Consider the following 24,980-nt stretch of genomic DNA (forward strand, 5'->3'; position numbering starts at 1 on the left):
CTACCGAGTGCGTAGTGGACTTTCACCACCAAGTTATCGCCCATGCCGGGCGCACAAAGAAGAGCGAAGTGACTGATCTTATGATCCGGTCTCTTCGCTCTTTCCTTGTGCAGCCTCTGAATTCTGTGGAATTATTAGTTTTAGTTAACATATTTAATCATAAGTAATATATCAGCGGGTGTTCCAAAGAGAAATCCGGAGTATGCGCTAGTCATCTCCGGATTTCTTTTATTCTTTATTTCTTTTCCATGAAATATTACAGCATACCTGCCGCTTCTTTGTCCAGTACCACTGTCACATCCGGATGCAGCTTAAGAAGTGTAGCAGGAATCTTTGTAGTGATCACATCATCCACAAGACTCTTCACTGCCCATGCCTTGTTTTCTCCTGAAGCGATGAGGATGATCTTCTTCGCCTTCATGATCGGACCTACACCCATGGTTACCGCTCTGGTAGGAACATCCTTCTCCGACGCGAAGAATCTCGCATTGGCCTGGATGGTTTCTTCCGTCAGTTCTGCCACATGGGTATTCATTTTCAGCTCATCTGCAGGCTCATTGAATCCGATATGACCATTGGGCCCGATTCCCAGTACCTGAACATCAATTCCACCCATGGATTCGATGAGTTCATCATATTTCCTTGCACCCTCCATCAGATCATCTGTCGTGCCATCTGGAACAAAGGTATTCTTCTTGTCCATGTTGACATGATCGAAGAGATTGGTGTTCATGAAATAGCGATAGCTCTGGTCATGGCTTCCGTCAAGACCTACGTACTCATCCAGGTTGATGCTCTTCGCCTTGGAGAAATCGAGCTTTCCTTCTTCGTGGAGCTTTATCAGTTCCTTGTACATGCCCACAGGACTGGATCCTGTGGCGAGCCCTAGCACAGCATCTTCCTTCTCACTGATGACCTCTGCCAGAAGCTCTGCACTGTATGCGCTGACTTCTTCATAAGAATCAAATACTCTAAAATTCATCTGATTACCTCATTTCATGTTATTCTTTTGTCTTCACTTCCATTCTAACATGTTCCTGAGATAATGTTAACGCAATTTAATTCTGATGAATGTGATTGTACGCTTTAAGCACAAGATCTGTAAGTTCCGAGTCCAGAGGAAGTTCTGCGTATTTCAGAAGCGTATCCTTCAGACCGTGTTTGTCGATATACTGATTCAGTTCAACGCTTTCAGGATCGTTCTCATTCTTTGAGCTGGCCAGAGCTGCAATGGCTCTTGCTAGATTCTCCGGTTTTTTCCCGAGCTCGAGTACCCCGAGCGCCGGAGCAACAAAGCGATCCTTCCTGGACATCTTTCTGATTGGAGATCTTGCCACTCTGACTAGTTCATCTGATATATTCGGGTTCTTGAAGCGGCCTATGATCTTATCCACATAAGCCTGATGCTCCTTCTTGTCGAATCCGTAGGTTTCCGTGATATAGAAGGACGTTTCAGACAAGACGCCTCTGACCATCTTCTCCACATGTGCATCACTGATGGCCTGAAGTACTGTTTCATAGCCGTTTTTCAGGCCGAAATAGGCAGTTGCCGCATGACCGGTGTTCACTGTGAAGAGTTTTCTTTCAATATAAGGTGTAAGGTCCTCCACATAATGGACGCCTTCAATGTCAAGGAGATCTCCCTTGACGGCTCCCTTTTCAACGACCCATTCAAAGAAGGGTTCCACCTGGACATCCAGCATGTTCTCATTGGTCTGAAGTGGTACGATTCGATCCACCGCAGAATTGGGGAATCCGATGTACTTTTCCGCATTGGCTTTTTCCACCTCATCCAGCTCCTTAAGCAAGGCTTCCTTCAGAATGGCTGTAGCTCCCACGGCATTTTCGCAGGCGATGATGCTGAAAGGCTTCACTTCCGCTCTTGCCAGCCTTTCCTTGATTCCAGGCACAAGCGTCTTTGCGATGATGGGCACGATATTGGGTCCCACAGCTGTGGTGATGATGTCAGCGGTGATCACCGCATCCTTCAGCTTCGCATGTTCTGTTTTGGAGTTGATGCCATGAACCCCCTCCACATGAATCTTTTCTCTTTTTTCATCTGCGAGGATTACGGTGTATTCCCCTTTTTCCTTGATTTCATCTATGAGCGCATCCGCCACATCGGCAAAAGTCACTTCGAAACCGTTTTTCACAAGAACAAGTCCGATAAATCCCCTTCCAATGTTACCAGCACCGAAATGTAGTGCATTCATTTAAATACCTCCTAAAAGATCCATGATTTCTTCTTTCGTTTCAGCCTTCACCAGTTTTTCCACATTCTCCATGTCCGAGCAGAAAACAGCGATGTTCGCAAGAATTTCCAGATGCGTATTATCCTTACCGGCGATGCCGAAAACCACTCTGGCCTTATCTCCGTTGAAGTCAACACCCTCAGGCACCTGAATCACGCTGATTCCTGAATCCAGCACATCGTTCTTGGCTGATTCCGTTCCATGAGGGATGGCAATGTCATTGCCGATATAGGTGGTGGAAAGATCCTCTCTCTTCACCATCTCCTCGATGTAGTGTACATTGACGTACCCACCGGCTACAAGAAGCTCTCCCGCCATTTTGATCGCGTCGTATTTGCTGTCGAATTTTTCATTCAGTCTGATGTTATCCATTGTTAAAATTGTACTCATTTTACTACCTCCAGATTCGATTTGTTATTTCCAGATATGTGTATTTCAGGTGCTTCTGCAGTAAGGAGAGGATTTCACTTTCATTTCCTTCCTCATAGACGGATACGATGTTTTTCTCAAGCAGGCCGATACTGATGGTGGAAAGAAGCTCCAGCTCCATTTCCCCCAGAGATTCAGGTGCCACCAGTAGAAGTACGGTCTCCACATCCATGGGCTTTGAATCCATGCCGAGAATTTCAATGGGGTGGTCATTCCGATAGACTCCGAAGATGGTTCCCTTAAGGGCGCTGCTTCTTCCATGAACCAGCGCAATCTTTGTGCCTGGAAGAGCAGAACCCGTATGCTCCGCCTTCTCAAGCAGCATCGACTTCACCGATTCCACCGCATCTTCAGGTAGCGGTGTGGACCGAAATGCAGTCTCCAGAAGCTCTTTGAGGTCCGCTGCTGTCGTAGGAAGCATACTGAAACCTGACAGGAGATCACGAATCACCTTGTTTCCGCCTTCCATGGATTCAATGAGCGGCAGCAGATTCAGCTCTCCCTCTATTGCGGAAGAGGTCCCGCCTGTTTTCAGTCTTCTCTTGGAAGAGATCAGAAGCTTATTGTTCACCACTCTCTCCAGTTTTCTTTCATCTTCTTCTGACAGCATGGGGCTCACCTGAATGTACTCAAATTCCGCTCCGTTGATGCCTACAGTGGAAATGATCAGGTCGAACTCTTCCATATTCATCTTCTTGAGATCCCAGATGGATCCCTGCTCGATGATGGTCAGCTGAGGAAACTTGCTTAACAGCTTCTTTGTCAGCATTCTTGAAGTGGCGATGCCACTGGTGCACACAACCAGTGTGGACACCTTCGGCGCTTCCTTCAGTTCAGTTACGGCAGAGGCAAAATGCAGCGTCAGAAATCCGATCTCATCTTCGCTGATTTCCACTTCGCGGAATTTCTCCTTGAGAATTCTCTCCAGTGTCCCATAAAGCACTCCGTAATCCTCTTTGATTTCCTTTTTGATGGGGTTCAGCACAGTGATTCCGTCGTTTATACGGTTCAGTAGCGGTTCCAGATGGGAAACCAGCGCATCAAAAAACTTTTTGTCCTTATTGTAATAGTATCCTGTGGCCTCCGAAACGGAATCAATCAGCTCATTGGCCAGGGTGGAAAGCTCCACATTTTCATCAATCTCCTGACTCCGCACCCGTTTGGCGCTTCTGAGATTGGTTGCGAAGAAGTCGATTTCGCGTTCAGGAATTTCAATTTTCAGCTCTTCTGAAATCTTGGAATACAAGGAAAGAGCGACGGTTTTCTCGTCACTGTCTGATAGGACGCTCTTCCTTTCCACAAAGCATTCTCCCTTCATTCTCGTCACTGCCAGATGCAGATAGAGCAGAAGCTCAAATACGGCCAGATCCGTGAGCCTGAAAGGAAGCTTTCTGATCTCATCCAGAAGGATTTTTTCAATGGTCTCCAGCCTTGAGGCATCCAGGATGGTGAAAATCCGGTCATTTTTGTCAAGAGAGAGAAACTCTCCTTCCTTCAGGGAAAAGATGGGACTCTGCTCCAGCCTCTGAAGAACCAGATGCACAAAACACATCCTTTTGTCTTTCTCTTTCCCTTCCAGCGAAAGACCATAGCCGGGTTTTCTCGTCAGGGAAAGATGCGAATACCGGATTTCCTCTTCAAAGAAATCCAGGTCCTGCTGCAGGGTCTTGGAAGAGACCCCCAATATGGAACTCAGATAGCCGGACTTGACGGTATCCGTCTTCAGAAGCTCATGGAATATGACGAGGCTGCGCTCGTTTCTCTGAAGTTCGAAATCAGAATAGCTTTTCAGCGCTTCCTTCAGCTTCAGAATATGATCATCACTGCCTGCAATCCGGATCCCCTCATTGATTCTCTTCTCCAGAGTCAGATCCGATTCCGCCAGTGTATCTTCCAGAAATTTGATTTCTCTTTGTACAGTCCTTAGTGACACATCAAGTTCCGTTGATATGTCATTCAAGGAAACAAAGAGGTGCTGTGATTCCAGCAGAATACCCAGAATGAGTCTTTCCCTCGCTGTTATATACAAATCACTGCACCTCCTTATTAATTTACGGGCCATGGCCAAGGCCTCGGCCCGCCTTCTTGAATCAATTATACTACATTTTGCTCTTCTTGAGGTCTTCTACGATGTCGTCATACTTCGTTGTGCCCAGGAAGTTGTCCACGGATACGTGGATGGCGCCTGGAACCATCTTTTCTGCTCGATCGGTGAGGTCCTTATGGGTGACCACAAGATCCACATCAGAAGGAAGATTATTGATGGCGAGGTTTGTGACATCCACGTCACTGATTCCCGCTTCTTTCACTTTCTTCTTCAGAATGGATGCGCCCATGGCGCTGGATCCCATACCTGCATCGCAGGCGAAGATGATCTTATGCACGTCCTTGTAGTTCTTTGCAGATGAAGTCAGTGTGCTTCTTACGGAGCTTTCTTTGCCCTTCATTTCTTCCATCTTGCTCACTGCGCCTTCCATATCTCCTTCATCCTGTTTGGATGCTTTGAGAATGGCTGCTGCAATGACAAAGGATACAGCCGCTGCCACAATGATTCCAAGGAACATTCCGAAGAAGTCTCCCTTAGGTGTCATGGCAATGTAGGCGAAAATAGATCCTGGTGATGGAGCCGCATTGAGCCCGATGTTCAGCAGGGAGAAGGTCAGCGTACCCGCTGCACCACCAGCCATGGCTGCAACGATCAGGATAGGCTTCATCAGAATGTATGGGAAGTAGATTTCATGGATACCACCCAGGAAGTGAATCACTGCCGCACTGGAAGCGGATGCCTTGGAAAGTCCTTTTCCGAAGAACATGTAGGCAAGCAGAATACCAAGACCAGGTCCTGGATTGGATTCCAGCATGAAGATGATGGATTTACCAGCTTCTGCAGCCTGCTGTGCGCCAAGTGGTGTGAAGATTCCGTGATTGATGGCATTGTTCAGGAACAGCACCTTGGCGGGTTCCACAAACAGATGCACCAGTGGAAGTACCCCCAGATTGATGATGGCGTCTACGCCTGATGCCAGGAAATTGTTCAGGGCTTCTACTACAGGTCCGAACACATAAAATGCCAGAATCGCTAGCACTGTAGCAAGAATACCTGCTGTAAAGTTGTTCACAAGCATTTCGAAACCGGATTTCACTTTTCCTTCAAATAATCCGTCGATTTTCTTTATGAGGAATGCGCTTAAAGGTCCCATGATCATGGCACCCAGGAACATCGGAATGCTTGTTCCCACGATAACACCCATGGTAGCTGCTGCACCAACGACTCCACCTCTGTGATCATAAACGAGTTTACCACCGGAATAGGCGATGAGAAGTGGCAGAAGATACGTGATCATCGGTCCAACCATTTCTGCCAGTCTTTCGTTAGGCAGCCATCCGGTTGGGATGAATAATGCGGTGATAAGTCCCCATGCAATGAATGCACCGATATTCGGCATGACCATACCACTTAAGTATGCTCCAAACTTCTGAATACCAGCTTTTGTTCCAGATTTCTTTTCCATTTTAATCCTCCATTCTTAATAAGTTCTATAATTCCCGATAAAGATACAAACCTGATGATCAGTCAAGAAAGTAAATCAGTTCAGCCGCGTCGACACTTTTTCTCGCATCCGGATGCAAATGTCGTGAAAGATAACGTTATATTTGTTTATATTTACATATTATTACGTTTTCATTTATTAAACAATCAAAACATAAATCCCTTTTGTCACATCTCCTATGACAAAAGGGATTTTACATTCCTTACAATATACGAATACAGCTTACTGACTGACGAGAAATCAGACCGCGTCTTTCCCAAGAACTTTGGCCTGGACCACCTCTTCCTCTTTCTGAGGCAGCACAATGGCCAGGAATATGACAAGGGCACCGAAGATCATTCTGACGCTGACCGCTTCATGAAGAATCAGAATGGAGAACACCATGGCAAAAAGGGACTCTGTGGACATGATCACCGCCGCTCTCGCCGGCTTAGTATACTTCTGTGAAATGGTCATGACCAGGAAGCAGATGGTGGTGCTGAAAATACCCAGGTAAAGAACCGCCAGATATCCTCTGGGGTCCTGTCCCAGAAGAGAATCTCCTCTTACGGCTACTGCCGTCATGGACAGCACAAAAGCAGTGATCATCTGAACCATGGTCAGGGTCAGTGCATCCTCCTCTTCCATGAATTCTCCTGTATAGAAGATGTGGAGGGCAAAAGCGAAGGCGCAGAGAAAACTAAGAAAATCCCCGATGTTGATGCCACCGGACCACTGGAAGGAAATCAGCCCTACACCAGTCATGGCCACCGCCGCCCGGATGATGTCCATCCTCACCAGTGCTCTTTTATGAAAGAGATAGCCGATGAAAGGAACCACCGCTACACCTACTGCCGTGAGAAAGGCATTTTTCGATGCTGTCGTGAATTCAAGACCTAAGGTCTGAAGCACAAAGGCCGTGAAAAGAAATACCCCGAGAATCATCCCTCTCTTGAGCGTCTTCCTGCTGATGCTTCGGATCTTTCTGAAATTGAAGGCACCCAATAGAATACTAGCCACCAGAAATCTTCCTGCCAGTGTCTCGTAGGTGCTCATATAATCGAGGCCTATGGCTGTGGCGATGAAGCCGCTGCCCCATACTATGGAAACAAGGATCAGTCCCATTTCCCCTTTAAATCTGTTCATACACACTTTCCATCCTTATCAATACTTCTTTACGACTACACATCCATCTTATCATCTGAAATCCTTTTCCGGTCAATAGCAATCGGAATAATTGCAGGTGATTATTTTCCATCATATTCCTTTTTCAGATGAAGCAGTTCTTCCTTTCCTTTCAGGGTCTTCCCCTGGAAGGTAAGCCTGACGATGTAAGGCATGAAATCGATGATTCTCAGGAAATCATCCACCTGAAAGGCTGGGTCATAATGATGAAGAATACTGCTCATAGCTGTGCCATGGGTGCCGATGACAACGGATTGCCCCTCTCTTTCTTCCAGAATCTCTTCCAGGGCTTCCATGTTCCGATGCTGCACCATTTCGAGGGACTCTCCACCCTCTTCATGAAAGGTAAAATCCGCCCATCTTTTTCTGAACATCTCAGGACTGTTCCCGTTCCGCCCCTTTTCCCGTTCTCTGAGCCTGGTATCCGTCGCGATGGTCATATTCTTCTCCGCCGCACTGGGTCTTAGGGTGTCTACGCTTCTCACATAAGGACTGGAAAGGAAAAAGTCCACATGGATCTCCCTGAAAAAATCCGCAACGATTCTAGTATCTGTCTTTCCCTCGTCTGTCAACGGACGGGTTTCATCTTCTTCCCAGCTATGGTCCGGCTTCGCATGTCGTACCAGATAGATTTCAGTCATATTCTCCTCCAGATCCAATTATTCAAATTAAGAACATTCTACAACATTCGCTTCCGCGAGACCACCCTTTTGATGCAAATAATATCCTTCCCCTCTGAAATCCGCCAGCATAAGAATACTCTGATTTTTTCTCGTGCCTGTCTTGTAACCATCTTCCAATGAGAAAAGCCTGAGATTTCTCTCAGGCTAAGGCTTGAATCAGATATTTTCATTCTTCAGGGCGTCAATGGGATTGTCCTTTCTGATCTTATCCATGGCGTATATACTGGTGGCAAAGACCACAAGGAATACGCTGCCCACCGCCAGGAACACAGGGATCCAGGGAATGAAGAAGGCAAAATCGATGCCGTTGCTCATGGACATGTAGATGAGATACGTGACGCCGATGGCCACAGGAATGCCGTAGAGGATTCCTTTCAGTCCATAGAGAATGCTTTCATAGGTCATCATCTTATTGAAACCCTTAGTGGTCATCCCCACCGTCTTCAGCATGGCGAATTCTCTTCTTCTCAGATGAATATTCGTTGAAATGGTATTGAAGACATTGGCTGCCGCAATGAGGGAGATGAGGATGATGAATCCGTAGGAGAAGATATTGATGACGGTGATCATGGCTCTGTTCTGATCCATGTAGGAAGCCTGATCCACAAGGTTTGTGAAGGATATATCCGCATCCTTCAGAAGCTTCGTCATCTCAGTGTATACCTCCGCATGATCCTCCGCTTCAAAATAAAGATTAATGGCACCATTTTCAGGTTCTCCTATGACTCTTTTCATGGCACTGAACGGATAAATGACTTTCAGTTCCGAACCATTGGTGTTATAGCTCATCATGGGCATTTCGCTGATGATGACTCCAAGTTCCAGCTCTCTTTCGATGATCACATCCTCCCTTGCATAGAGGACTTCATCTTCTCCCTCTCCGTTACTGTAGACAAGCTTTCCGTCCCTTTCTTCTCCAGTGAAGTATCTGTCCTCATGGAGATTGGGGATCTCCACCTGCCTGGCGGAGAAGGATCCGTTTTTCACCACATCAAAGGTGTGATATCTGGAATCTCCGGAGTCATAGATTTTTCCTGAAGAGTAGAGAAGCGCTTTGGGCAGCTCGCCTTCCAGATACGCTTCCTCAGATAAACCATTCTCTGCAAGAAGCTTCCTGAAACTCTCGTCGTCCAGAAAAATCATATGCATATTCACAACGCTTTCTCCATCCTGCGGCTTCAAGGTCTCCTCGTAATAGCTCTGATCGATGAGCGCACTGTATTTTTCACTGACCACGTCAGATGGCACAAGAAGCGTCGAATACATATCACTGTACTCGTAGGACGTGTCATTGACACCATCCACCGCTGACAGAAGTGCCATGACCTCTTCGGGACTCTCTTCCTGGGCAGGAGTCAGGTAATAGGTTATGTCATGCTTCATTTCGTCGAATACCTGCTCTGTACCTTTTTTCAGGTAGGAGGTGAAGCTGGAAGCTGAGATGAAGAGCACCATACTCATGAAGAGTGAAACCACTGTGGCTCTGTATTTTCTCTTGTTGCGTTTGAAGTTCTTGGACGCCAGCATACCGTCGAATCCGAAAAGTCTATAGGTGAGCTTTGACGTCTTCACCTTCCCAGGTCTGATTCTGATGTCGTCCGTCAGCCTGATGGAATCAATGGCAGAGACCTTCGCCGCCTTTCTGGCAGGAATCCAGGCTGAAATAAGCACTGTCATAAGCCCCAGTCCAGCTGCGATCATAAGGGATCCAGGAGAAATCCTCAAGATCAGCTCTGATTTTGTGCCCCCTGCCCATAAGGAATTCAGCACATCCTTGGAAAAGGTGAAGGTCAGGCCGATGCCGGAGATACCCAGAAGGATTCCTAGAGGGATCCCGATGCCGCTGAGAACCAGAGCTTCAAACAGTACACTGCTCATGATCTGCTTCTTTGTGGCGCCTACGGATTTCAGAAGACCGAACTGCTTTGTCCGCTCACTGATGGAGATGGAAAAAGCATTGTAGATCAGTGAAATGGAGCCGAACATGATGATGGCGGAAAGTATGGCCACCATGCTGTACAGCACGGCATTCAGGGTGTTCTCATTGGAGTTTCCCGAAAATCTCAGAAGATCGCTGTTCACTCTGGTCTTATAGTCAGTAAATCCCTCCAGAAATTCATAGGTATCCTTCATGGGATCCACTCTGATGTATGCATCAAAGCTGTCCGGACCCGCTCCATCTGGAAGGGTAATCGCCGTGTATCCCGGTGCATCATATCCTTCAAAGGAGGGTCTTTCATAGATTCCGGTGACCGTATAGGTTCTGGTGCTTTCCTCTGTCAGTTCTTCCCCATCGCTTATGTAGCTCTCCGTCTGGCGAAGCTTCATACCCTCGTAAACACGGTCTCCTATATTCAGCGTAATCACATCACCGATGGCGTAGTCCACACCACCGTTGGTTGCAAGGTGATCCGGCAGAATGATTTCCCTGCTGCTCTTTGGCATCTTTCCTTCCAGAAGATTCACGGGCATCATGCCGGAAAACTCCTTGTCCATGGCACCGACGAACAGATAGGGTTTGTATTCATTGCTGATTCCCTCAATGATTCCATAGCCGATGTTCTGGATGGTCGTAACCATCTCTGCTCTTTCATCGCCAACGATCTCCTTCAGTTTCTCTCCATCCACGTCGAATATGCCGCCGTGAAAATCCCCCTCCTGCTCCTTGGTCACTTCTATGATATAGGTCTTAAGACTGTTCACAGAAGTAGTCACTGCAGTGAACAGGGATACGGATAGAATGATTCCGATGATGGTCACAAGGGTTCTGGTCCTGTTTTTCATCAGATTCTTCAGCGTGACTCTATTGAGAATATTCATCTGCGGATCACCTCATCCTTCGTGATCTTACCGTCTTCGATGGAGATGATCCGGTTGGCCTGAAGGGCGATGTTTTCATCATGGGTGATGATGATCAGCGTCTGGTTGTATTTTCTGTTGGACTCCTTCAGGAGCTCTATGATGTCCTGGGAGTTTTTTGAATCGAGATTCCCTGTAGGCTCATCCGCCAGCACCACCGCCGGCGCATTCATCAGCGCACGTCCGATGGAGACTCTCTGCTGCTGTCCACCGGAAAGCTGATTGGGCAGATGATTCTCCCGTCCATGAAGGCTCAGGGTGCCGAGAAGCTCACTGAGCCTTTCCTCATTGACAGCCCTTGCGTCCATGAGCACCGGAAGCGTCATGTTCTCCACCACATTCAGCACCGGAATCAGATTGTAGAACTGATAGATGAGTCCTACCTGTCTTCTTCTGAAGATGGCCAGCTTCTCGTCATCCTGACTGTAGACATCGCTGCCGTCCATGAACACCTTTCCAGATGTGGGCTTGTCCACGCCACCCAGAATATGAAGCAGTGTGGATTTTCCTGAGCCCGACGGTCCGATGATGGCCACAAAGTCCCCCCTTTCGATGCCAAATGACACATCATCCAAGGCTTTGACCTGATTTATACCATCACCATAGGTTTTGGTGAGATTTTCCACTTTTAGAATTTCCATGATTATTCCTCCTGATCCTATTACTTATACTCTCATCATAAAGAGGGAACCTTACAGGTTCATGACTCAAATATTACAGAATCGTCACATTGGAAAGAGCTGAGGGTAGAGCGCTACACGCTCTCCTTCAGCTCCTGTGTTTTCCCCTTATAGAAACGGATGGTGAATCCTGCACCACCTGAAGCATTGTTCTCCGCTTTCAGTGTCCCACCCTGCTGAGTGATGATCATTCTTGAAAGAGCAAGTCCTATGCCCACACTGGTCTGACTGGATGTTTTTCCTTTGTAGAAGCGCTCAAAAAGGTGCGGCAGATCCTCCTTATGGATTCCTGGCCCGTTGTCACGGATGACGATTTCCGTGAACAGGACATTCTCTGTCACCGAAATCCTAAGAACACCTCCCATGGGTGTATGTTCCATGCAGTTTTTCAGGATGTTAAGCAGCGCTTCGCCGCTCCAGTGAAGATCGCCCATATAGCTTTCCTCCCCTTCCTGCTCGATAAGGAGCTCCTGATCCTTCACATCCATGGCGATGGCCAGAGGCTCCACCGCTCTTTTGATGAGCTCTCTCACATAAACCTTCTCTCTTGACATCTTCGCTGTATTGGCATCGAGCTTCGCCATTTTCAGAAGGGCGCTGATGAGCCAGTCGATCTGATCCAGAAGCTTCATCTGCTCCTTCACGAGAGATTTTCTTCTTCCTGTATCCAGATGCTCTTCCAGAAGGAGATCCCCGATGAGATTCAGCGCCGTGAGCGGTGTACGGATCTGATGAGAAATATCCGCAAGTGATTCAGACAGATAGATCTTCTCATGAAGCAGTTCCCCTCGCTGCTCCTCCAGCTTCTTGTTCATCTTATGGATCTGGGTTCTCAGGATGGAAAGTTCCCCTTCCTCATAGGCGGAGATGGGAGAAAACTGCTCCTTGTGGAGCACATCATCCATTTCCTCCGTGAGTTTTGCAATGTTCCTATACCTTTTCATCGTATAGAGAAGATGAGAAAGAATGAACCCCCCTGAAACCAGAATCAGCAGAAGCCCTGTTTCTCTTGTGATGCTGAAACCGATGAAGATGACCAGAACGGCAAACAGACCCTCCAGGAGGAGCAGTCTTCTCACTTCCGGATTTCTTAGAAACTTCATTTCATTCACCGACCTTGTAGCCCAGACCCCTGACGGTCTTTATGATGGATGGATGCTGCGGATCTTCCTCGATCTTGTCTCTCAGGCGCTTGATGTACACCGTCAGGGTATTGTCGTTGACAAAATCCCCGGCGATGTCCCAGATCTCTTCCAGAAGCTTTGCCCTTGAGAGCACCATGCCGCGGTGATTGAGAAACACCAGAAGCAGTCTGTATTCCAGGGCGGAAAGAAAGATCTCCTCCCCGTTTTTCCGCACAGCCGCCTTTTCAGGGTCCACCAGAAGATTTCCGATTTCCATCGTCGTCTGCTGCCTGCCTGTTCTTCGGAGCACATTTCGGATTCTTGAAATCAGCTCTCTGGGCCGGAAGGGTTTCTTCACATAATCATCCGCCCCCATATCAAAGCCCGCTACAACGCTGTATTCGTCCCCTGAGGCCGTGAGAAAGATCACAGGGGTATCTTCCTTCTCCTTGATGGCGCGGCACACAGCGAAGCCGTTGCCCTCTTCTAAGGAGATGTCAAGAAGACACAGATCATATTTCTCTTTTTCCATGTGTTCCAGTGCGATCCGCTGCCCCGATGCGGTGTCCACAAGGAAACCTTCTCTTTTCAAAATATCCACAAGATTTGTCACAATGGCAGGATCGTCTTCCACCAGTAGAATTCTATGCATAGCCGCCTCCTAAATAATAATACACTGCCGGTTCTGTTTATATGTTTCACTTTACCACAACTTCTGAAGAAACAAACTGAAAAACTTCTTATAATCCTCAAAATTCTGAACAAAAAAAAGAAGCGGAATCTCTTCCACTTCACAATATCCTTTGTTCCATCTCAGATGGCCTTTTCTTCCTGCGCTTTCTCCTGACATTCTCTGCAGACGCCATGAAAATTGTAGACTTCACTGTCCACTCTGAATCCCGCCAGATCGTCTGAAAGTTCTTCCACGTTCACTTTGATGTTCACATCAAAGATCTTTCCGCAGACATCACATTTGAAATGTCCGTGTTCTTTGGGATTGAACACATCATATCTCGCTTCGTTCGTATCGATGGGAAGCACTTCTATGAGCTTATGTTCCAGAAACAGGTTCATCGTATTGTATACGGTGGCCTTGCTTAAGGTTGGAATCTCATTGATCAGTGCTTCATAGATATCATTCACGGATGGATGATTATGATTGTTCATCATATACTCGAAAATTCTCTTTCGCTGATAAGATGGTTTTACGCCTTTATCTCTGAGGTAAACATCAATATTATTCACTACCATATTTTTCACCTCTAATTATAATGATTTTAATTTAGTTTAATTATAAAGTAAAACCAGAATAATTTCAAGTGCAATCAATAATGGCGCTCAATTATCATCCGATTCTAGTCCTGCTCCTCTTTCATGTTTCTTTCGCTGACTTCACGCATTCTTTCGTCAATGACTTCAGCAGGTGATACCTTGGAGATTCTGGAGTAGCGGAAATTCGCCGCTGCCGCTTCGATGATGATGGAGATGTTTCTTCCGCTTCTCACCGGCACCACCAGCTTCTTCACTTTGACCCCGAGGATCTCCTCGAATTCATCCATACCCAGACGATCGTAATCACCATCATCTCTCCAGTGTTCCAGATGAATGATGAAGTCGATCCGCTTGTTCGGAATCATGGTGGACAGTCCGTAAAGCGCCGATACATCAATGATGCCAAGACCTCTCACTTCCATCATGCCGAAAGTGATTTCAGGACATCTCCCCCGAAGCACACCATCCACGGCTCGGATGTCCACTGCATCATCCGCCACCAGCCTGTGTCCTCTTTTTAAAAGTTCCAGTGTGGCTTCACTTTTACCGATGCCGCTGACCCCCGTGATAAACACACCCATGCCGTAAATATCCACCAGGGTTCCGTGGAGCCTTGTTTCCGGTGCAATCTCATTGGAGAGGTACATGGTCAGTCTGGAAATGAAGATGGTGGAGGAAAGGTCTGTACGAAGAATCCACTTCTTGTTTCTCCTTGCCGCATCCATCAGCTCCTCGTGAGGCTCAAGACCTCTTGTCATGATGACGCAGGGAATGTCGTAGGACATGAATTTCTCCACTCTCTTCTCCCTGAGTGCTGGAATCAGCTCGTCCAGAAAGCTCCATTCTCCCATACCGATGACCTGAACACGTTCTCTTGAAAAATAGTTGTAGAAACCTGCCAGCTGAAGTCCTGGCCTGTTGATATCGTTGATCATTATCTCACTGTTGATGGCACCCTCATTAAGAACTTCCAGTTCAAAGTCCTTGATGAGATTTCTCACTTTCACTGACATGCGTTTTCCTCCGATCTATTTTTTATTTCCCTTGTATTCCACGCCGGACAGGTTGCCCCGAACGCTTTGGCGTATTCTTCTTAAGTATTCTTCTCTGTAATTTGCACGCTCTTTCGCTTCTTCTTCCGTCAGATCCCTGTCTCTTGAGATCTTGGTGAATTCATTTATCTTCGCCACAAGTTCATCATGTGGTATCTTATCCATCATATTTCATTCCTCCGTATACATGAAAATTGCCCTGCTGGGAAGCAGAGCAATTATAATCATTTAAGTTTCCCGACATGCCGTTCACCTATGGATCCATACCTGCCTCAGCAGGTGGGTTCGCCTCAAGAAAATTCTTTATCTTCTAATGTCCCTAGGAAAAGGTAGCTACCTTTATAGCCTGATATCATTTTCTCTGTTAGCAATCCCGGATTAGTTATGTAGGTTGAATATATAGGCTACACGTACATTTCAGGATCTTATTTAAGTATATTATAACACAAATCTCGTATTTTTCAACACGGGCTCTTTTGAATTTTCCCAATATTCCGTGAACTTATCAGTGTTTTCTACATTTCCAGTTCATCTAGAATGTCTTCCAGATCGCTGTCCAGATCTCCCTTGGAGAACAGCATAGCCACCTGAATGCTATCCATTTCATCGGCTTCCAGCTCATAGGTCAGGTACTGTGCATCAATCCCTTCCTCTTCAATGAGCTCTTCCATGATTTCGCCAAGATTGTCCACTGCCAGGTCCACCAGATAGCCCGTCAGGTATTCATTATAGACAGCTTCCTCGTCTCCTTCTTCCACCTGATTCTTGGCATAAGCCTTTCCGGCTTCCATCTCGTCGTCATCAAAATCATAATAAGCGGTAGCGACCAGAAGCCCCTCTTCCTCTCTTAGGATATCAAGATCCGATAATCCATTATTCTCCAGATATTCCATGATACTGTCTTTATTCATCTTTTCCACCCTCACTGTATAACAGATTTTTATATTCCTTCTTCACGCGCATGAACTCCTCATCCTTCTCGATGGCATTGAGTTCTTCGTTTCCTTCTTTGTCCACATCTACACGGTAAACATACTCATCCCCGGCTTCTTCTTCCAGTGGTGCAAGTATGAGATACTTCTGTTTTTCAAGATATATTTCCGCAACAGCTTCCAGTTCTACAACATTTCCGTCTTCGTCCTTGAACTTCAGGATATTTTTATCTTCCAATTTAATCAACTCCTATCACACTTAGATGATATCATTAAGACAAGTCACTATTCAAGAAATATTTAGCGCGCCGACCAAACATTATGAAGGTGATACTGCGATTCTTTGAATTCAGAGTCCTTTCTTCAATTTCGGCAAAAAGAGATCAGAGCGGGATTCCGCTCTGATCTCTTCTTAAGTATCTCTTTCTTTAGGCTTTCTGAATCAGTTCTTTTACCTTCATGAGCCTTGTGATGGTACCTCTTTCATTTTCATCCAGTTTCATTCGGATGAATTTGATGGTTTCCTGAAGCTCAGGGATCGTTCTGTATTCCAGCGCGTTTACCCTTCTTCTGGTTTTTTCGATTTCATCAGCCATGAGCTGACAGGATTTTTCCACTTCCGCCAGGTCCAGAAGCTGCGGCATGATGGCGTAAAGCCTTGAAATGGCATCGTCCAGCTCCGAAGAGGTCTGTGCATATCCATAAGGATAGATGCTGCCAGGGTCCTCTGCCAGTTTTCTGACAAAGTTCATCACAGGGACATTTACACTCATGACATTCTTCTTTCTGATATCCACCGTGATCTCTTCCTTGGGAAGAGCCACAGCTTCTTCGAGAAATTCCGGACTCATGATTGCAGAGGATACAAGGAATTCCTTGAATACTTCGATCAGTTCCTTCTCCACGTTCTCACGCAGGGTCTTGTTTCTTCTGATCATCTCAATGAAACGCCTCATCAGTTCATCCTGCTTGTCTTTAAGGAGCTTATGCCCTCTAGTTGCAGTAGCCAGTCTTGCCTTCAGTTTGGTTAATTCCATACGAGTTGGATTAACATTTAGAACAGCCATGGTTACTCAACTCCTTCGGTTTCCTTAGGGATGTATTTGTCTATGTATTCATCTCTGATTCTCTTCAGCTCGTTTCTTGGCAGGATCTTCAGAAGTTCCCAGCCAAGGTCCAGCGTATCGGTGATTTCTCTGTTGGTCTCATATCCCTGATTGACATACTTCTTTTCAAAAGCTTCCGCGAAATCCGCAAAGGCCTTATCCGATTCGGACAGGGCGGATTCACCAAGGATGACTGCAAGCTCCTTCGCTTCCTTACCGGTGGCGTAGGCTGCAAACAACTGGTTCATAGTATCTGCGTGGTCTTCTCTTGTCTTGTCACGTCCGATACCCTTATCCTTCAGTCTGGACAGGGATGGCAGTACATCAATAGGTGGCTCGATTCCTCTCTTGTAAAGATCTCTGGAAAGGATGATCTGCCCTTCTGTGATGTACCCTGTAAGGTCAGGAATAGGATGGGTCTTGTCATCCTCAGGCATGGTCAGGATCGGAATCTGAGTGATGGAGCCGCCTCTTCCCTTGATTCTTCCCGCTCTTTCATACAGGGTGGAAAGGTCAGTGTACAGGTATCCCGGATATCCACGTCTACCTGGCACTTCCTTTCTTGCTGCTGAAGTTTCACGAAGCGCTTCCGCATAGTTTGTGATATCAGTAAGGATGACAAGTACATGCATACCCTTCTCGAAAGCCAGGTATTCTGCACAGGTCAGTGCCATTCTTGGGGTCGCGATTCTTTCAATGGCAGGGTCATTGGCCAGGTTCATAAAGAGAACCGCACGGTCGATGGCTCCTGTCTTCTTGAAGTCGTCTATGAAGAACTGCGCTTCTTCGAAGGTGATACCGATGGCTCCGAAGACCACCGCGAACTTATCTCCCTTGCCAAGCACTCTCGCCTGTCTTGCAATCTGCGCTGCAAGGTCGGCATGAGGAAGACCTGAACCTGAGAAGATCGGCAGCTTCTGTCCACGAACCAGTGTGTTCAGTCCGTCAATGGCTGAAACTCCAGTCTGAATGAATTCTGACGGATAGTCTCTTGCCACGGGATTGATGGGCACACCGTTGATGTCCAGTCTCTGATCCGGAATGATTTCAGGGCCGCCGTCTTTTGGTCTTCCTAGACCATCGAAGATACGACCGATCATGCTTTCCGCAACACCCAGTTCAAGAGGCTTGCCAAGGAATCTTACTTTCGTCCCTTTCAGGTTGATTCCTGTGGATCCTTCAAAGAGCTGGATCATGGCTTTGTCGCCATCGATTTCAAGTACTCTTCCTCTTCTTTTTTCTCCGGTCTGGATTTCGATCTCCACGAGTTCCTCGTACTTGACGCCTTCCACACCTTCGACAACCATAAGAGGTCCTACGACTTCTGTTACTGTCCTGTATTCTTTAAGCATTCAGGATCCCTCCTTCTGCAATCAGATCATCAATGATCTTTGTCAGTTCCACCTTGATGTCTGCAATCTTTTTAAGATCCGACTCGTCAAGATATTTTGCTCTGGCAATCCTGTCTCTGATATCAAGATTTATGAGATCACTGAGATAGATGCCGTTCTTAAGAGCTCTGAGTCCTTCATCATAGAAGTGCAGCACCAGGTCCAGCATCAGGTTCTGCTTGTCAAGAGATGCATAGGTGTCCACTTCGTGGAACGCATTCTGCTGCAGGAAGTCTTCTCTGATGGATTTGGATGCTTCCAGCTTCAGCTGGTCGGTCTCAGACAGAGAATCACGTCCTACAAGTCTTACGATTTCCTGCAGGGAGGACTCTTCCTGAAGAAGGGTCATGGCCTTGATTCTGTTCTCTGAGAAGTTCTCGTGCACATTGATGTCCATCCATCCGTCTACCTTTGACTGATAGAGGGAGTAGGAGTTCATCCAGTTGATGGCTGGGAAATGTCTTCTGTAAGCAAGGCTTGCATCCAGTCCCCAGAACACTTTGACGATTCGAAGCGTCGCCTGGGAAACCGGCTCGGAAATATCTCCTCCTGGAGGGGATACCGCACCGATGATGGTCAGCGCGCCGATACGATTGTCGCTGCCATAGCAGCTGACCTTACCCGCTCTTTCATAGAACTCAGCGGCTCTAGAACCCAGGTATGCAGGATATCCTTCATCACCAGGCATTTCTTCCAGTCTACCAGACATTTCTCTAAGCGCTTCCGCCCATCTGGATGTGGAGTCCGCCATGATGGCTACGCTGTAGCCCATGTCTCTGAAGTATTCCGCTATGGTGATGCCTGTATAGATGGAAGCCTCTCTGGCTGCCACAGGCATGTTGGATGTGTTGGCGATGAGAACGGTTCTCTTCATGAGAGATTCACCGGTCTTCGGGTCTTTGATTTCCGGGAATTCGAGAAGAACGTCCGTCATCTCGTTTCCACGTTCCCCGCAGCCTACATAGACCACGATTTCAGAATCCGCCCACTTGGCCAGCTGATGCTGAACAACGGTCTTACCGGATCCGAAAGGTCCTGGAACCGCAGCGGTTCCTCCCTTTGTGATGGGGAAGAAGGTATCGATGACTCTCTGTCCTGTAACAAGAGGCTCGTCGGGATTGATTTTATTCTCATATCCTCTCTGCTTTCTTACCGGCCATTTCTGCATCATCATGAGTTCTTCGCCGGATTCCAGTACGCATACTGTATCCACGACTGTAAACTCGCCTTCCTTGATTTCCTTCACTGTTCCGGAGATGCCGGCAGGCACCATGATTTTGTGAAGCACAACGGTGGTTTCCTGAACGGTTCCGATGACATCCCCCTGGGATACTTCATCTCCGACCTTCACCGTTGGTGTGAATTTCCATAACTTTTCTCTGTCAAGGGATGGTACAACCACTCCTTTTTCCAGAAAATCTCCCACCAGGTCCATAATTGCATTCAGAGGTCTCTGTATTCCGTCGAACATGGACTCGATGAGTCCAGGTCCCAGTTCCACGGAAAGAGGTTCTCCTGTTGTATATACAGGCTCGCCAGGTCCGATTCCAGTGGTTTCTTCATAAACCTGGATGGATGCCCTGTCGCCTCTCATTTCGATTATTTCACCAATGAGCTTTCTATCTGAAACTTGAACCACGTCATAGACGTTGGCTTCATCCATACCCTCTGCAACAACAAGGGGGCCGGACACTTTAATTATTTTTCCGACTTTCATTAGAGCGCTCCTTCTATAATATATTTGAACCTACAGCTTTTTCCACATTCTCATTGATTCTGTCCAGACCGATATGAAGGCTTCCCTGATTACTTGGAATCAGAATCACCGCAGGAACAAGTTCCTTGTTATATCTTTCAATGGACTCTGGAATGAGCACAGCTGACTGTTCAGTGATAAACACTACTCCATATTTCTTCATGGCCAGAGTATCCAGCGTTTTTCTGGTCTCCTCTGGTCCAACCACAGGGAACACATCGATGCCAAGTGCCTTGAAAGGCAGGATGGAATCCTTATCCCCGATTACTCCTATCTTATACATATAAATCACGCAACCTTTCCCTGATGACTTCCGGAGAAAGCTTATTGATCTTTGAAATCATGATGATTCTCAGTGCCTTGATTTCAGCTTCCTTGGCATGCAGGTAGGAAAACAGCGGTTCTGGTCCAAAGACAATATTTCTTGAAGGTTCGTTGATCTCCATGAGTCTATTGTCGATGATCTTTTCAAAATCACTCAGTCTACCGGTTCTTCGAAATGCCTCAAGTCCTTCGGTCAGCGGCTTTCCGATATCTTCCTTGCGGAATTTGTCCAGAATGCCATCCAATGAGTCGTTGATGGAATAAAGAATCTTGTCCCTGTCTATGGCCCCTCCATCCAGAAGAACCTCCTCCAGGAATTTCATCTCCTTATCCATTTTCTTGACTCGAATCAGTGTCTTCATGTTGGTGAAGTCCACCTGATTCTTGACAAACTCCTGGAACATCGGAATCTCCGTCTGATCAGCCAGTGCGCGGAGATGTCTGTAGTAATGCCGATCCAGAACAATATCGATCATCTGAGGGTCATTACTCTTTTCGTATTCCGCTACAGTTTCATAAAGCGCTTCTCCGATTCTCTTATCAAGATCCGAGAAGTCCTCCTGAGACATGGCCGCTTTGAGCTTCGTCAGGTCCTGTGTGCCATAAGGAACATAGAGACCAGTGAGGCTCTTACCTAGAACGCGCTCTTTCACAAGCACCTTCAGATTGTGGTAATCATACTTGAGGGATAGAAGCTGAGTTATGATCTTTTCTCCGGTAAGCTCATCCATGAGCTTGTACACTCGTCTGAGCTCCGCTGAAAGAATGTTCTCATAATCTTCAGGTCTTGCCACATTATTCAGATGCTGCTGGTATTCCGTTTCCGCAAGGATTCTGAACACTTCATCCATATCCTTGGCATCCACCATTCTTTCCAGTCTTGCACGAGATAGGAGCCTTTTTTCAAGAACTTTTATTCTGATGACAGCTTGGGAAAAATCCATTCTGTTCATGAAATCCCTCCTATTCCTTAAATAATGCGTCTGCTACATCTTTGACCAGCTCATCACGGTAGAAGTCAACCATGTCATTGAAATTGTAATTCAATGAGATCTTGTCGTCTTTCACCTGGAAGCCGGATTCCACGGACTCCTCAGAAATCTCGTAGGGAAGGCCCAGTGCCTTGATGTCATCTCTGTATTCTTTCTTCACCAGAAGGGTTTCTGTACCCTTCAGCTTCAGAGAAGATAAAGTCGTTTTGACATATTCTATGTAATCATTCTCTGGCAGTTCACCAAGTCTCTTCTTCGCTTCTTCAAAAACCTTGTCGATGATTTTCTGCTTGCTGCTTAAAACCTCATTACGGCTGTTGACTTCTGCATTGGAAATCATTCTTTCCTTCAGGAGATTCGCATCGAAAGCCGCTTTTTCAAGCATCTTCGCCTTCTTCTCCTCAGCTTCCCTGACCTTCCTTGAAACAGTATCCTTACTGAAAGCTTCTGCTTCTCCGATCTGTCTCTGTGCCTTGATCTTGGCTTCTTCCAGAATTTTATCTGTTAGATTTCCCAGATTGGACATTTACTCACTTCCTTTATCGTCGTTTTCTCAAAAAATTCTCTGACTTCTTAGAAACCACCTGAAGAAAGTAGAATCAGTGACATAACGAATGCAAGAAGCGCGTAGGTCTCAACCATTACAGAGTAGATGATACCCTTTGTGGACTGTTCTTCGTTCTTGGCAAGGATTGCAACACCTGCTGCAGCGACCTTCGCCTGGAACATTGCGGAGTAAAGTCCCACAAATGCTATGGGCAGACACGCGAACAGGATGTATAATCCCTGCTGCATGGACATTTCTACAGTAAGTGAACCCAGTGACATCAGCCCGATAACGAATCCGTACAGACCCTGTGTACCTGGCAGCAGCTGGAGAACAAGTGACTTACCGAACTTTTCAGGTTCTTCGATGATGAGTCCTGAAGCGGCCTCACCGACAATTCCAACACCCTTTGCAGATCCGATTCCTGAAAGCAGTACCGCCAGTGCGATACCTAATACCGCGAAAACTATTCCGCCATTTTCAACTAAAGCTTGTCCAAAATTCATTTAAATTTCCTCCTAAATTTTATTCCACGTTGATGTATTTTGATTTATTTCTAAATAATTTAAATGCCTTTCCTCCGCCTTCATAGAACTTACCGAAGAATTCAACATAGGTAAGTCTTGAAGTATGCACGTATGCGCTCAAGGCAGAAAGGAACAGATTGAATAACTGACCGAATACGAAGATGATGATACCTGGCAGGATTCCGATGGGACCCATGTCAAAGAGCATGTTCATGATCATATTCATGGCAACAGCGATGAATCCGCCTGAGAGCCCAAGGGCCATCAGTCTTGAGTAAGATACAAAGTCTCCGATGTATCCTGATATGCCGTACAGAGAGTAGAATCCGCCAGCAAGCTTTCCGCCTACGGACTTATTCTCTCTTCCTCCGGTCAGAACGATGCCCACCATACCGATGATCATGACCCACATGGAAATGGGCTTCACAATCTCAGGTACCGGTACAAATCCGGATGCCAGGAATCCGATGGCGCCCATGAGTGCCATATACCAGAATCCCACATCAAAGAGCGCATCCAGCGGCTTTCCTTCTCTGAAGGAGAGATATGCTTTGATGGCCAGTGCGTAGAACAGATGGATTCCACCAAAGATGATGGAGATCACAAGAAGCTCCGTATACTGTTCCATCGGTGCTATGAGTGACGGCAGTTTGATCAGGTCTCCGAAGAAGGATCCGTAGATCAGTCCCCATGCGATGACACTGAAGCTTAAATAGAACAGGAACTTCACGAAAAGCTTCGTTCCCTTGTCCAGATTGAAGAATTTCAGTGCAACCCCTGTGATGGCCAGCAGGATGATTCCATAAGCCAGATCCGCCACCATCATGCCGAAGAAGGCAAAATAGAATGGTGCCAGGTAAGGCGTAGGATCCACACTGTTATAGGTAGGCAGCGCATACATGGTGGTGAGACTCTCGAAGGTTTCACTGAAGCTTCCGTTCTTCAGCATGATGGGCACTTCCTTGCCTGTATCCACCGCATCTTCTATTTCAAGATAAAACGCGTTGTCCTGTGTGCCTTCCACCGCTTTTCGAAACTGCGCCGCTTTCTCCGTGGGTACATATCCTGAAATGACATTGACATTTTCCGTCTTCAGGAAATTGGATTCCGCTGCAAATCTGAGTTTCTTGTTCAGAAGATACTCATAGACTTCTTCAAACTGAGGCATGTAATTCGCCATGGATTTGATTTCCGCCTTCACTTCAGCCCTTTCAGTCTTGATCCTTGAAAGATCGGCCCTGATTTTTTCCATCTCCGCAGTCGGTGTCCCTTCTGAAGGAATGGAAAGGCTGGTGTAGCTGTTGTTTCTCAGTATTTCATTGAACTCTTCTCTTTCTGTGGAAGAGGTGATTCCTAAAATATATGCTTCATCTTTACCTTCGCTTAAAACTTCGAAATGAGTCTCCTTGAGATGTTCCAGTTCGTTTTTAAGCTTTTCCATGAGCTTTTTAGGAATGGTGCCTGTAAAGACTTCACTGAAGCTGAAATCTCTTAAGGACCTGACTTCGTAGTCCAGTTTTTTCCAAGGCCGCAGTTCTTCAGTTAGGGCCTTTAGCTTCATTTCTTCCTGACTTAGATGGTCAATCTTTCCAGTAAGGGCTCTGAATTCTGAAATGATGGGATCATAATCAAAATCAGCCACCTTATCTTCCAGTTCCTGGAAGGTAAAGCTGTCCTTACCCTTAATCATTGCCTTAATTCCTGATTCTCGATCGTCATACTGTTTCAGCAGATCCAGCGCATATTTCACGCTCTGAATCTGCTCATCGATGACAGCAAGATCTGCAGGAACTTCCAAGGTTTCAAGGCCTTCTTCCGATAAGGTTTCATCAGCCTTCAGATCAGTAAAGTGAACAGATCCGAACTTCTGCAGTTCATGTAGAAGTCTCTCCCGATCCGAGTCGAAGGTAAATAAGCTGAAGCTGCTCATCTTAACGATTGCCATTTGCCTTCACAATCCTCTCTACTATAATATTTACTGCGTCTCCAAGATCATTGACTTCCAGAGACTCCAGTTTTGCCGCCTGGTTTTTTCCTTCCAAAAGAATCGGCTTCGCAAGAGTTTCCCCTTCCTGTATTGCCTTATCTTTCAGTGCCTGAGACTCTTTCTGTCCCATGGTCATGATTTCCTTGAATTTCTTGTCGGCGAGCATTTCCGCATCACGCCTGATGTCTCTCGCCTTCTGACTTGCCTCTGCTGTAAGATCACGTGCTTTCTGCTCCGCTTCTCTTACTTTATCCAATGCTTCTTTTGCCATCCTATCACCCCCGTTCCTTCTTTGCTGTGCAATATGCAAAACGTTACCATACTTCCTAATTTTACCATGGTATCCTTAAAA

At 46.5% G+C, this 24,980-nt stretch carries 25 protein-coding genes and 1 other RNA gene; all 26 read right to left on the reverse strand.

The window, feature by feature from the left end:
- Nucleotides 1–256: 256 nt before the first annotated feature.
- Nucleotides 257–982 carry a glucosamine-6-phosphate deaminase gene (nagB, locus tag ACHAL6_RS13565; protein WP_395271205.1) on the reverse strand — a complete coding sequence of 242 codons (726 nt, stop codon included), beginning with the start codon at nt 980–982 and terminating at the stop codon, nt 257–259.
- A gap of 76 nt (nt 983–1,058) precedes the next feature.
- Entirely contained in the window at nt 1,059–2,213 is a 1,155-nt protein-coding gene (locus ACHAL6_RS13570) for a mannitol-1-phosphate 5-dehydrogenase (RefSeq protein ID WP_395271206.1), read from the reverse strand.
- Entirely contained in the window at nt 2,214–2,642 is a 429-nt protein-coding gene (locus ACHAL6_RS13575; RefSeq protein ID WP_395271207.1) for a PTS sugar transporter subunit IIA, read from the reverse strand. It lies immediately after the preceding gene.
- Between the two features lie 4 nt (nt 2,643–2,646).
- Nucleotides 2,647–4,710, reverse strand: a complete 2,064-nt coding sequence (locus tag ACHAL6_RS13580) for a BglG family transcription antiterminator (protein ID WP_395271208.1) — start codon at nt 4,708–4,710, stop codon at nt 2,647–2,649.
- A gap of 70 nt (nt 4,711–4,780) precedes the next feature.
- Complete coding sequence (locus tag ACHAL6_RS13585; protein WP_395271209.1) at nt 4,781–6,193, reverse strand: PTS mannitol transporter subunit IICB; 1,413 nt, start codon at nt 6,191–6,193, stop codon at nt 4,781–4,783.
- Between the two features lie 279 nt (nt 6,194–6,472).
- Nucleotides 6,473–7,357, reverse strand: coding sequence for a DMT family transporter (locus ACHAL6_RS13590; protein WP_395271210.1), 885 nt, complete (start codon nt 7,355–7,357; stop codon nt 6,473–6,475).
- 101 nt (nt 7,358–7,458) lie between these two features.
- Nucleotides 7,459–8,037, reverse strand: a complete 579-nt coding sequence (locus tag ACHAL6_RS13595; RefSeq protein ID WP_395271211.1) for a histidine phosphatase family protein — start codon at nt 8,035–8,037, stop codon at nt 7,459–7,461.
- A gap of 198 nt (nt 8,038–8,235) precedes the next feature.
- On the reverse strand, nt 8,236–10,899 hold the full coding sequence (locus tag ACHAL6_RS13600; protein WP_395271212.1) for an FtsX-like permease family protein: 2,664 nt from the start codon (nt 10,897–10,899) through the stop codon (nt 8,236–8,238).
- Complete coding sequence (locus tag ACHAL6_RS13605) at nt 10,896–11,579, reverse strand: ABC transporter ATP-binding protein (RefSeq protein WP_395271213.1); 684 nt, start codon at nt 11,577–11,579, stop codon at nt 10,896–10,898. The genes ACHAL6_RS13600 and ACHAL6_RS13605 overlap by 4 nt, the downstream gene beginning before the upstream one ends.
- A gap of 113 nt (nt 11,580–11,692) precedes the next feature.
- Nucleotides 11,693–12,721 (reverse strand): sensor histidine kinase, encoded by a 1,029-nt coding sequence (locus ACHAL6_RS13610; protein ID WP_395271214.1) that lies wholly within the window; start codon nt 12,719–12,721, stop codon nt 11,693–11,695.
- Between the two features lies 1 nt (nt 12,722).
- Nucleotides 12,723–13,394 (reverse strand): response regulator transcription factor, encoded by a 672-nt coding sequence (locus ACHAL6_RS13615; RefSeq protein ID WP_395271215.1) that lies wholly within the window; start codon nt 13,392–13,394, stop codon nt 12,723–12,725.
- Nucleotides 13,395–13,555: 161 nt separating this feature from the next.
- Complete coding sequence (locus tag ACHAL6_RS13620; protein ID WP_395271216.1) at nt 13,556–13,993, reverse strand: Fur family transcriptional regulator; 438 nt, start codon at nt 13,991–13,993, stop codon at nt 13,556–13,558.
- A gap of 104 nt (nt 13,994–14,097) precedes the next feature.
- Entirely contained in the window at nt 14,098–15,027 is a 930-nt protein-coding gene (gene hprK, locus ACHAL6_RS13625; protein ID WP_395271217.1) for an HPr(Ser) kinase/phosphatase, read from the reverse strand.
- Nucleotides 15,028–15,042: 15 nt separating this feature from the next.
- Entirely contained in the window at nt 15,043–15,234 is a 192-nt protein-coding gene (locus ACHAL6_RS13630) for a DUF896 domain-containing protein (RefSeq protein WP_395271218.1), read from the reverse strand.
- A gap of 62 nt (nt 15,235–15,296) precedes the next feature.
- A non-coding RNA gene (gene ssrS / locus ACHAL6_RS13635) (6S RNA) lies at nt 15,297–15,493 on the reverse strand.
- Between the two features lie 88 nt (nt 15,494–15,581).
- Nucleotides 15,582–15,977: a hypothetical protein gene (locus ACHAL6_RS13640; RefSeq protein ID WP_395271219.1), complete on the reverse strand. Its 396-nt coding sequence runs from the start codon at nt 15,975–15,977 to the stop codon at nt 15,582–15,584.
- The gene (locus tag ACHAL6_RS13645; protein ID WP_395271220.1) at nt 15,970–16,236 is read right to left on the reverse strand and encodes a DUF1292 domain-containing protein; all 267 of its coding nucleotides are present in this window, start codon (nt 16,234–16,236) and stop codon (nt 15,970–15,972) included. The genes ACHAL6_RS13640 and ACHAL6_RS13645 overlap by 8 nt, the downstream gene beginning before the upstream one ends.
- Nucleotides 16,237–16,426: 190 nt before the next feature.
- Nucleotides 16,427–17,065 (reverse strand): V-type ATP synthase subunit D, encoded by a 639-nt coding sequence (locus ACHAL6_RS13650; RefSeq protein ID WP_395271221.1) that lies wholly within the window; start codon nt 17,063–17,065, stop codon nt 16,427–16,429.
- 2 nt (nt 17,066–17,067) lie between these two features.
- On the reverse strand, nt 17,068–18,456 hold the full coding sequence (locus tag ACHAL6_RS13655; protein ID WP_395271222.1) for a V-type ATP synthase subunit B: 1,389 nt from the start codon (nt 18,454–18,456) through the stop codon (nt 17,068–17,070).
- Complete coding sequence (locus tag ACHAL6_RS13660) at nt 18,449–20,212, reverse strand: V-type ATP synthase subunit A (RefSeq protein ID WP_395271223.1); 1,764 nt, start codon at nt 20,210–20,212, stop codon at nt 18,449–18,451. The genes ACHAL6_RS13655 and ACHAL6_RS13660 overlap by 8 nt, the downstream gene beginning before the upstream one ends.
- A gap of 13 nt (nt 20,213–20,225) precedes the next feature.
- Nucleotides 20,226–20,534 (reverse strand): V-type ATP synthase subunit F, encoded by a 309-nt coding sequence (locus tag ACHAL6_RS13665; protein WP_395271224.1) that lies wholly within the window; start codon nt 20,532–20,534, stop codon nt 20,226–20,228.
- A complete protein-coding gene (locus ACHAL6_RS13670) occupies nt 20,527–21,528 on the reverse strand; it encodes a V-type ATP synthase subunit C (RefSeq protein ID WP_395271225.1) in 1,002 nt (333 codons plus the stop codon). Before ACHAL6_RS13670 ends, ACHAL6_RS13665 begins: the two co-directional genes overlap by 8 nt.
- Before the next feature lie 10 nt (nt 21,529–21,538).
- A complete protein-coding gene (locus ACHAL6_RS13675) occupies nt 21,539–22,093 on the reverse strand; it encodes a V-type ATP synthase subunit E (protein WP_395271226.1) in 555 nt (184 codons plus the stop codon).
- A 47-nt stretch (nt 22,094–22,140) separates the two neighbouring features.
- Nucleotides 22,141–22,620 (reverse strand): V-type ATP synthase subunit K, encoded by a 480-nt coding sequence (locus ACHAL6_RS13680; protein WP_395271227.1) that lies wholly within the window; start codon nt 22,618–22,620, stop codon nt 22,141–22,143.
- Nucleotides 22,621–22,639: 19 nt separating this feature from the next.
- Nucleotides 22,640–24,586 (reverse strand): V-type ATP synthase subunit I, encoded by a 1,947-nt coding sequence (locus ACHAL6_RS13685; RefSeq protein ID WP_395271228.1) that lies wholly within the window; start codon nt 24,584–24,586, stop codon nt 22,640–22,642.
- The gene (locus tag ACHAL6_RS13690) at nt 24,573–24,899 is read right to left on the reverse strand and encodes a hypothetical protein (protein ID WP_395271229.1); all 327 of its coding nucleotides are present in this window, start codon (nt 24,897–24,899) and stop codon (nt 24,573–24,575) included. Before ACHAL6_RS13690 ends, ACHAL6_RS13685 begins: the two co-directional genes overlap by 14 nt.
- Between the last annotated feature and the right edge of the window lie 81 nt (nt 24,900–24,980).

The organism is Proteiniclasticum sp. C24MP (assembly GCF_043951855.1).
Lineage (GTDB): Bacteria > Bacillota > Clostridia > Clostridiales > Clostridiaceae > Proteiniclasticum.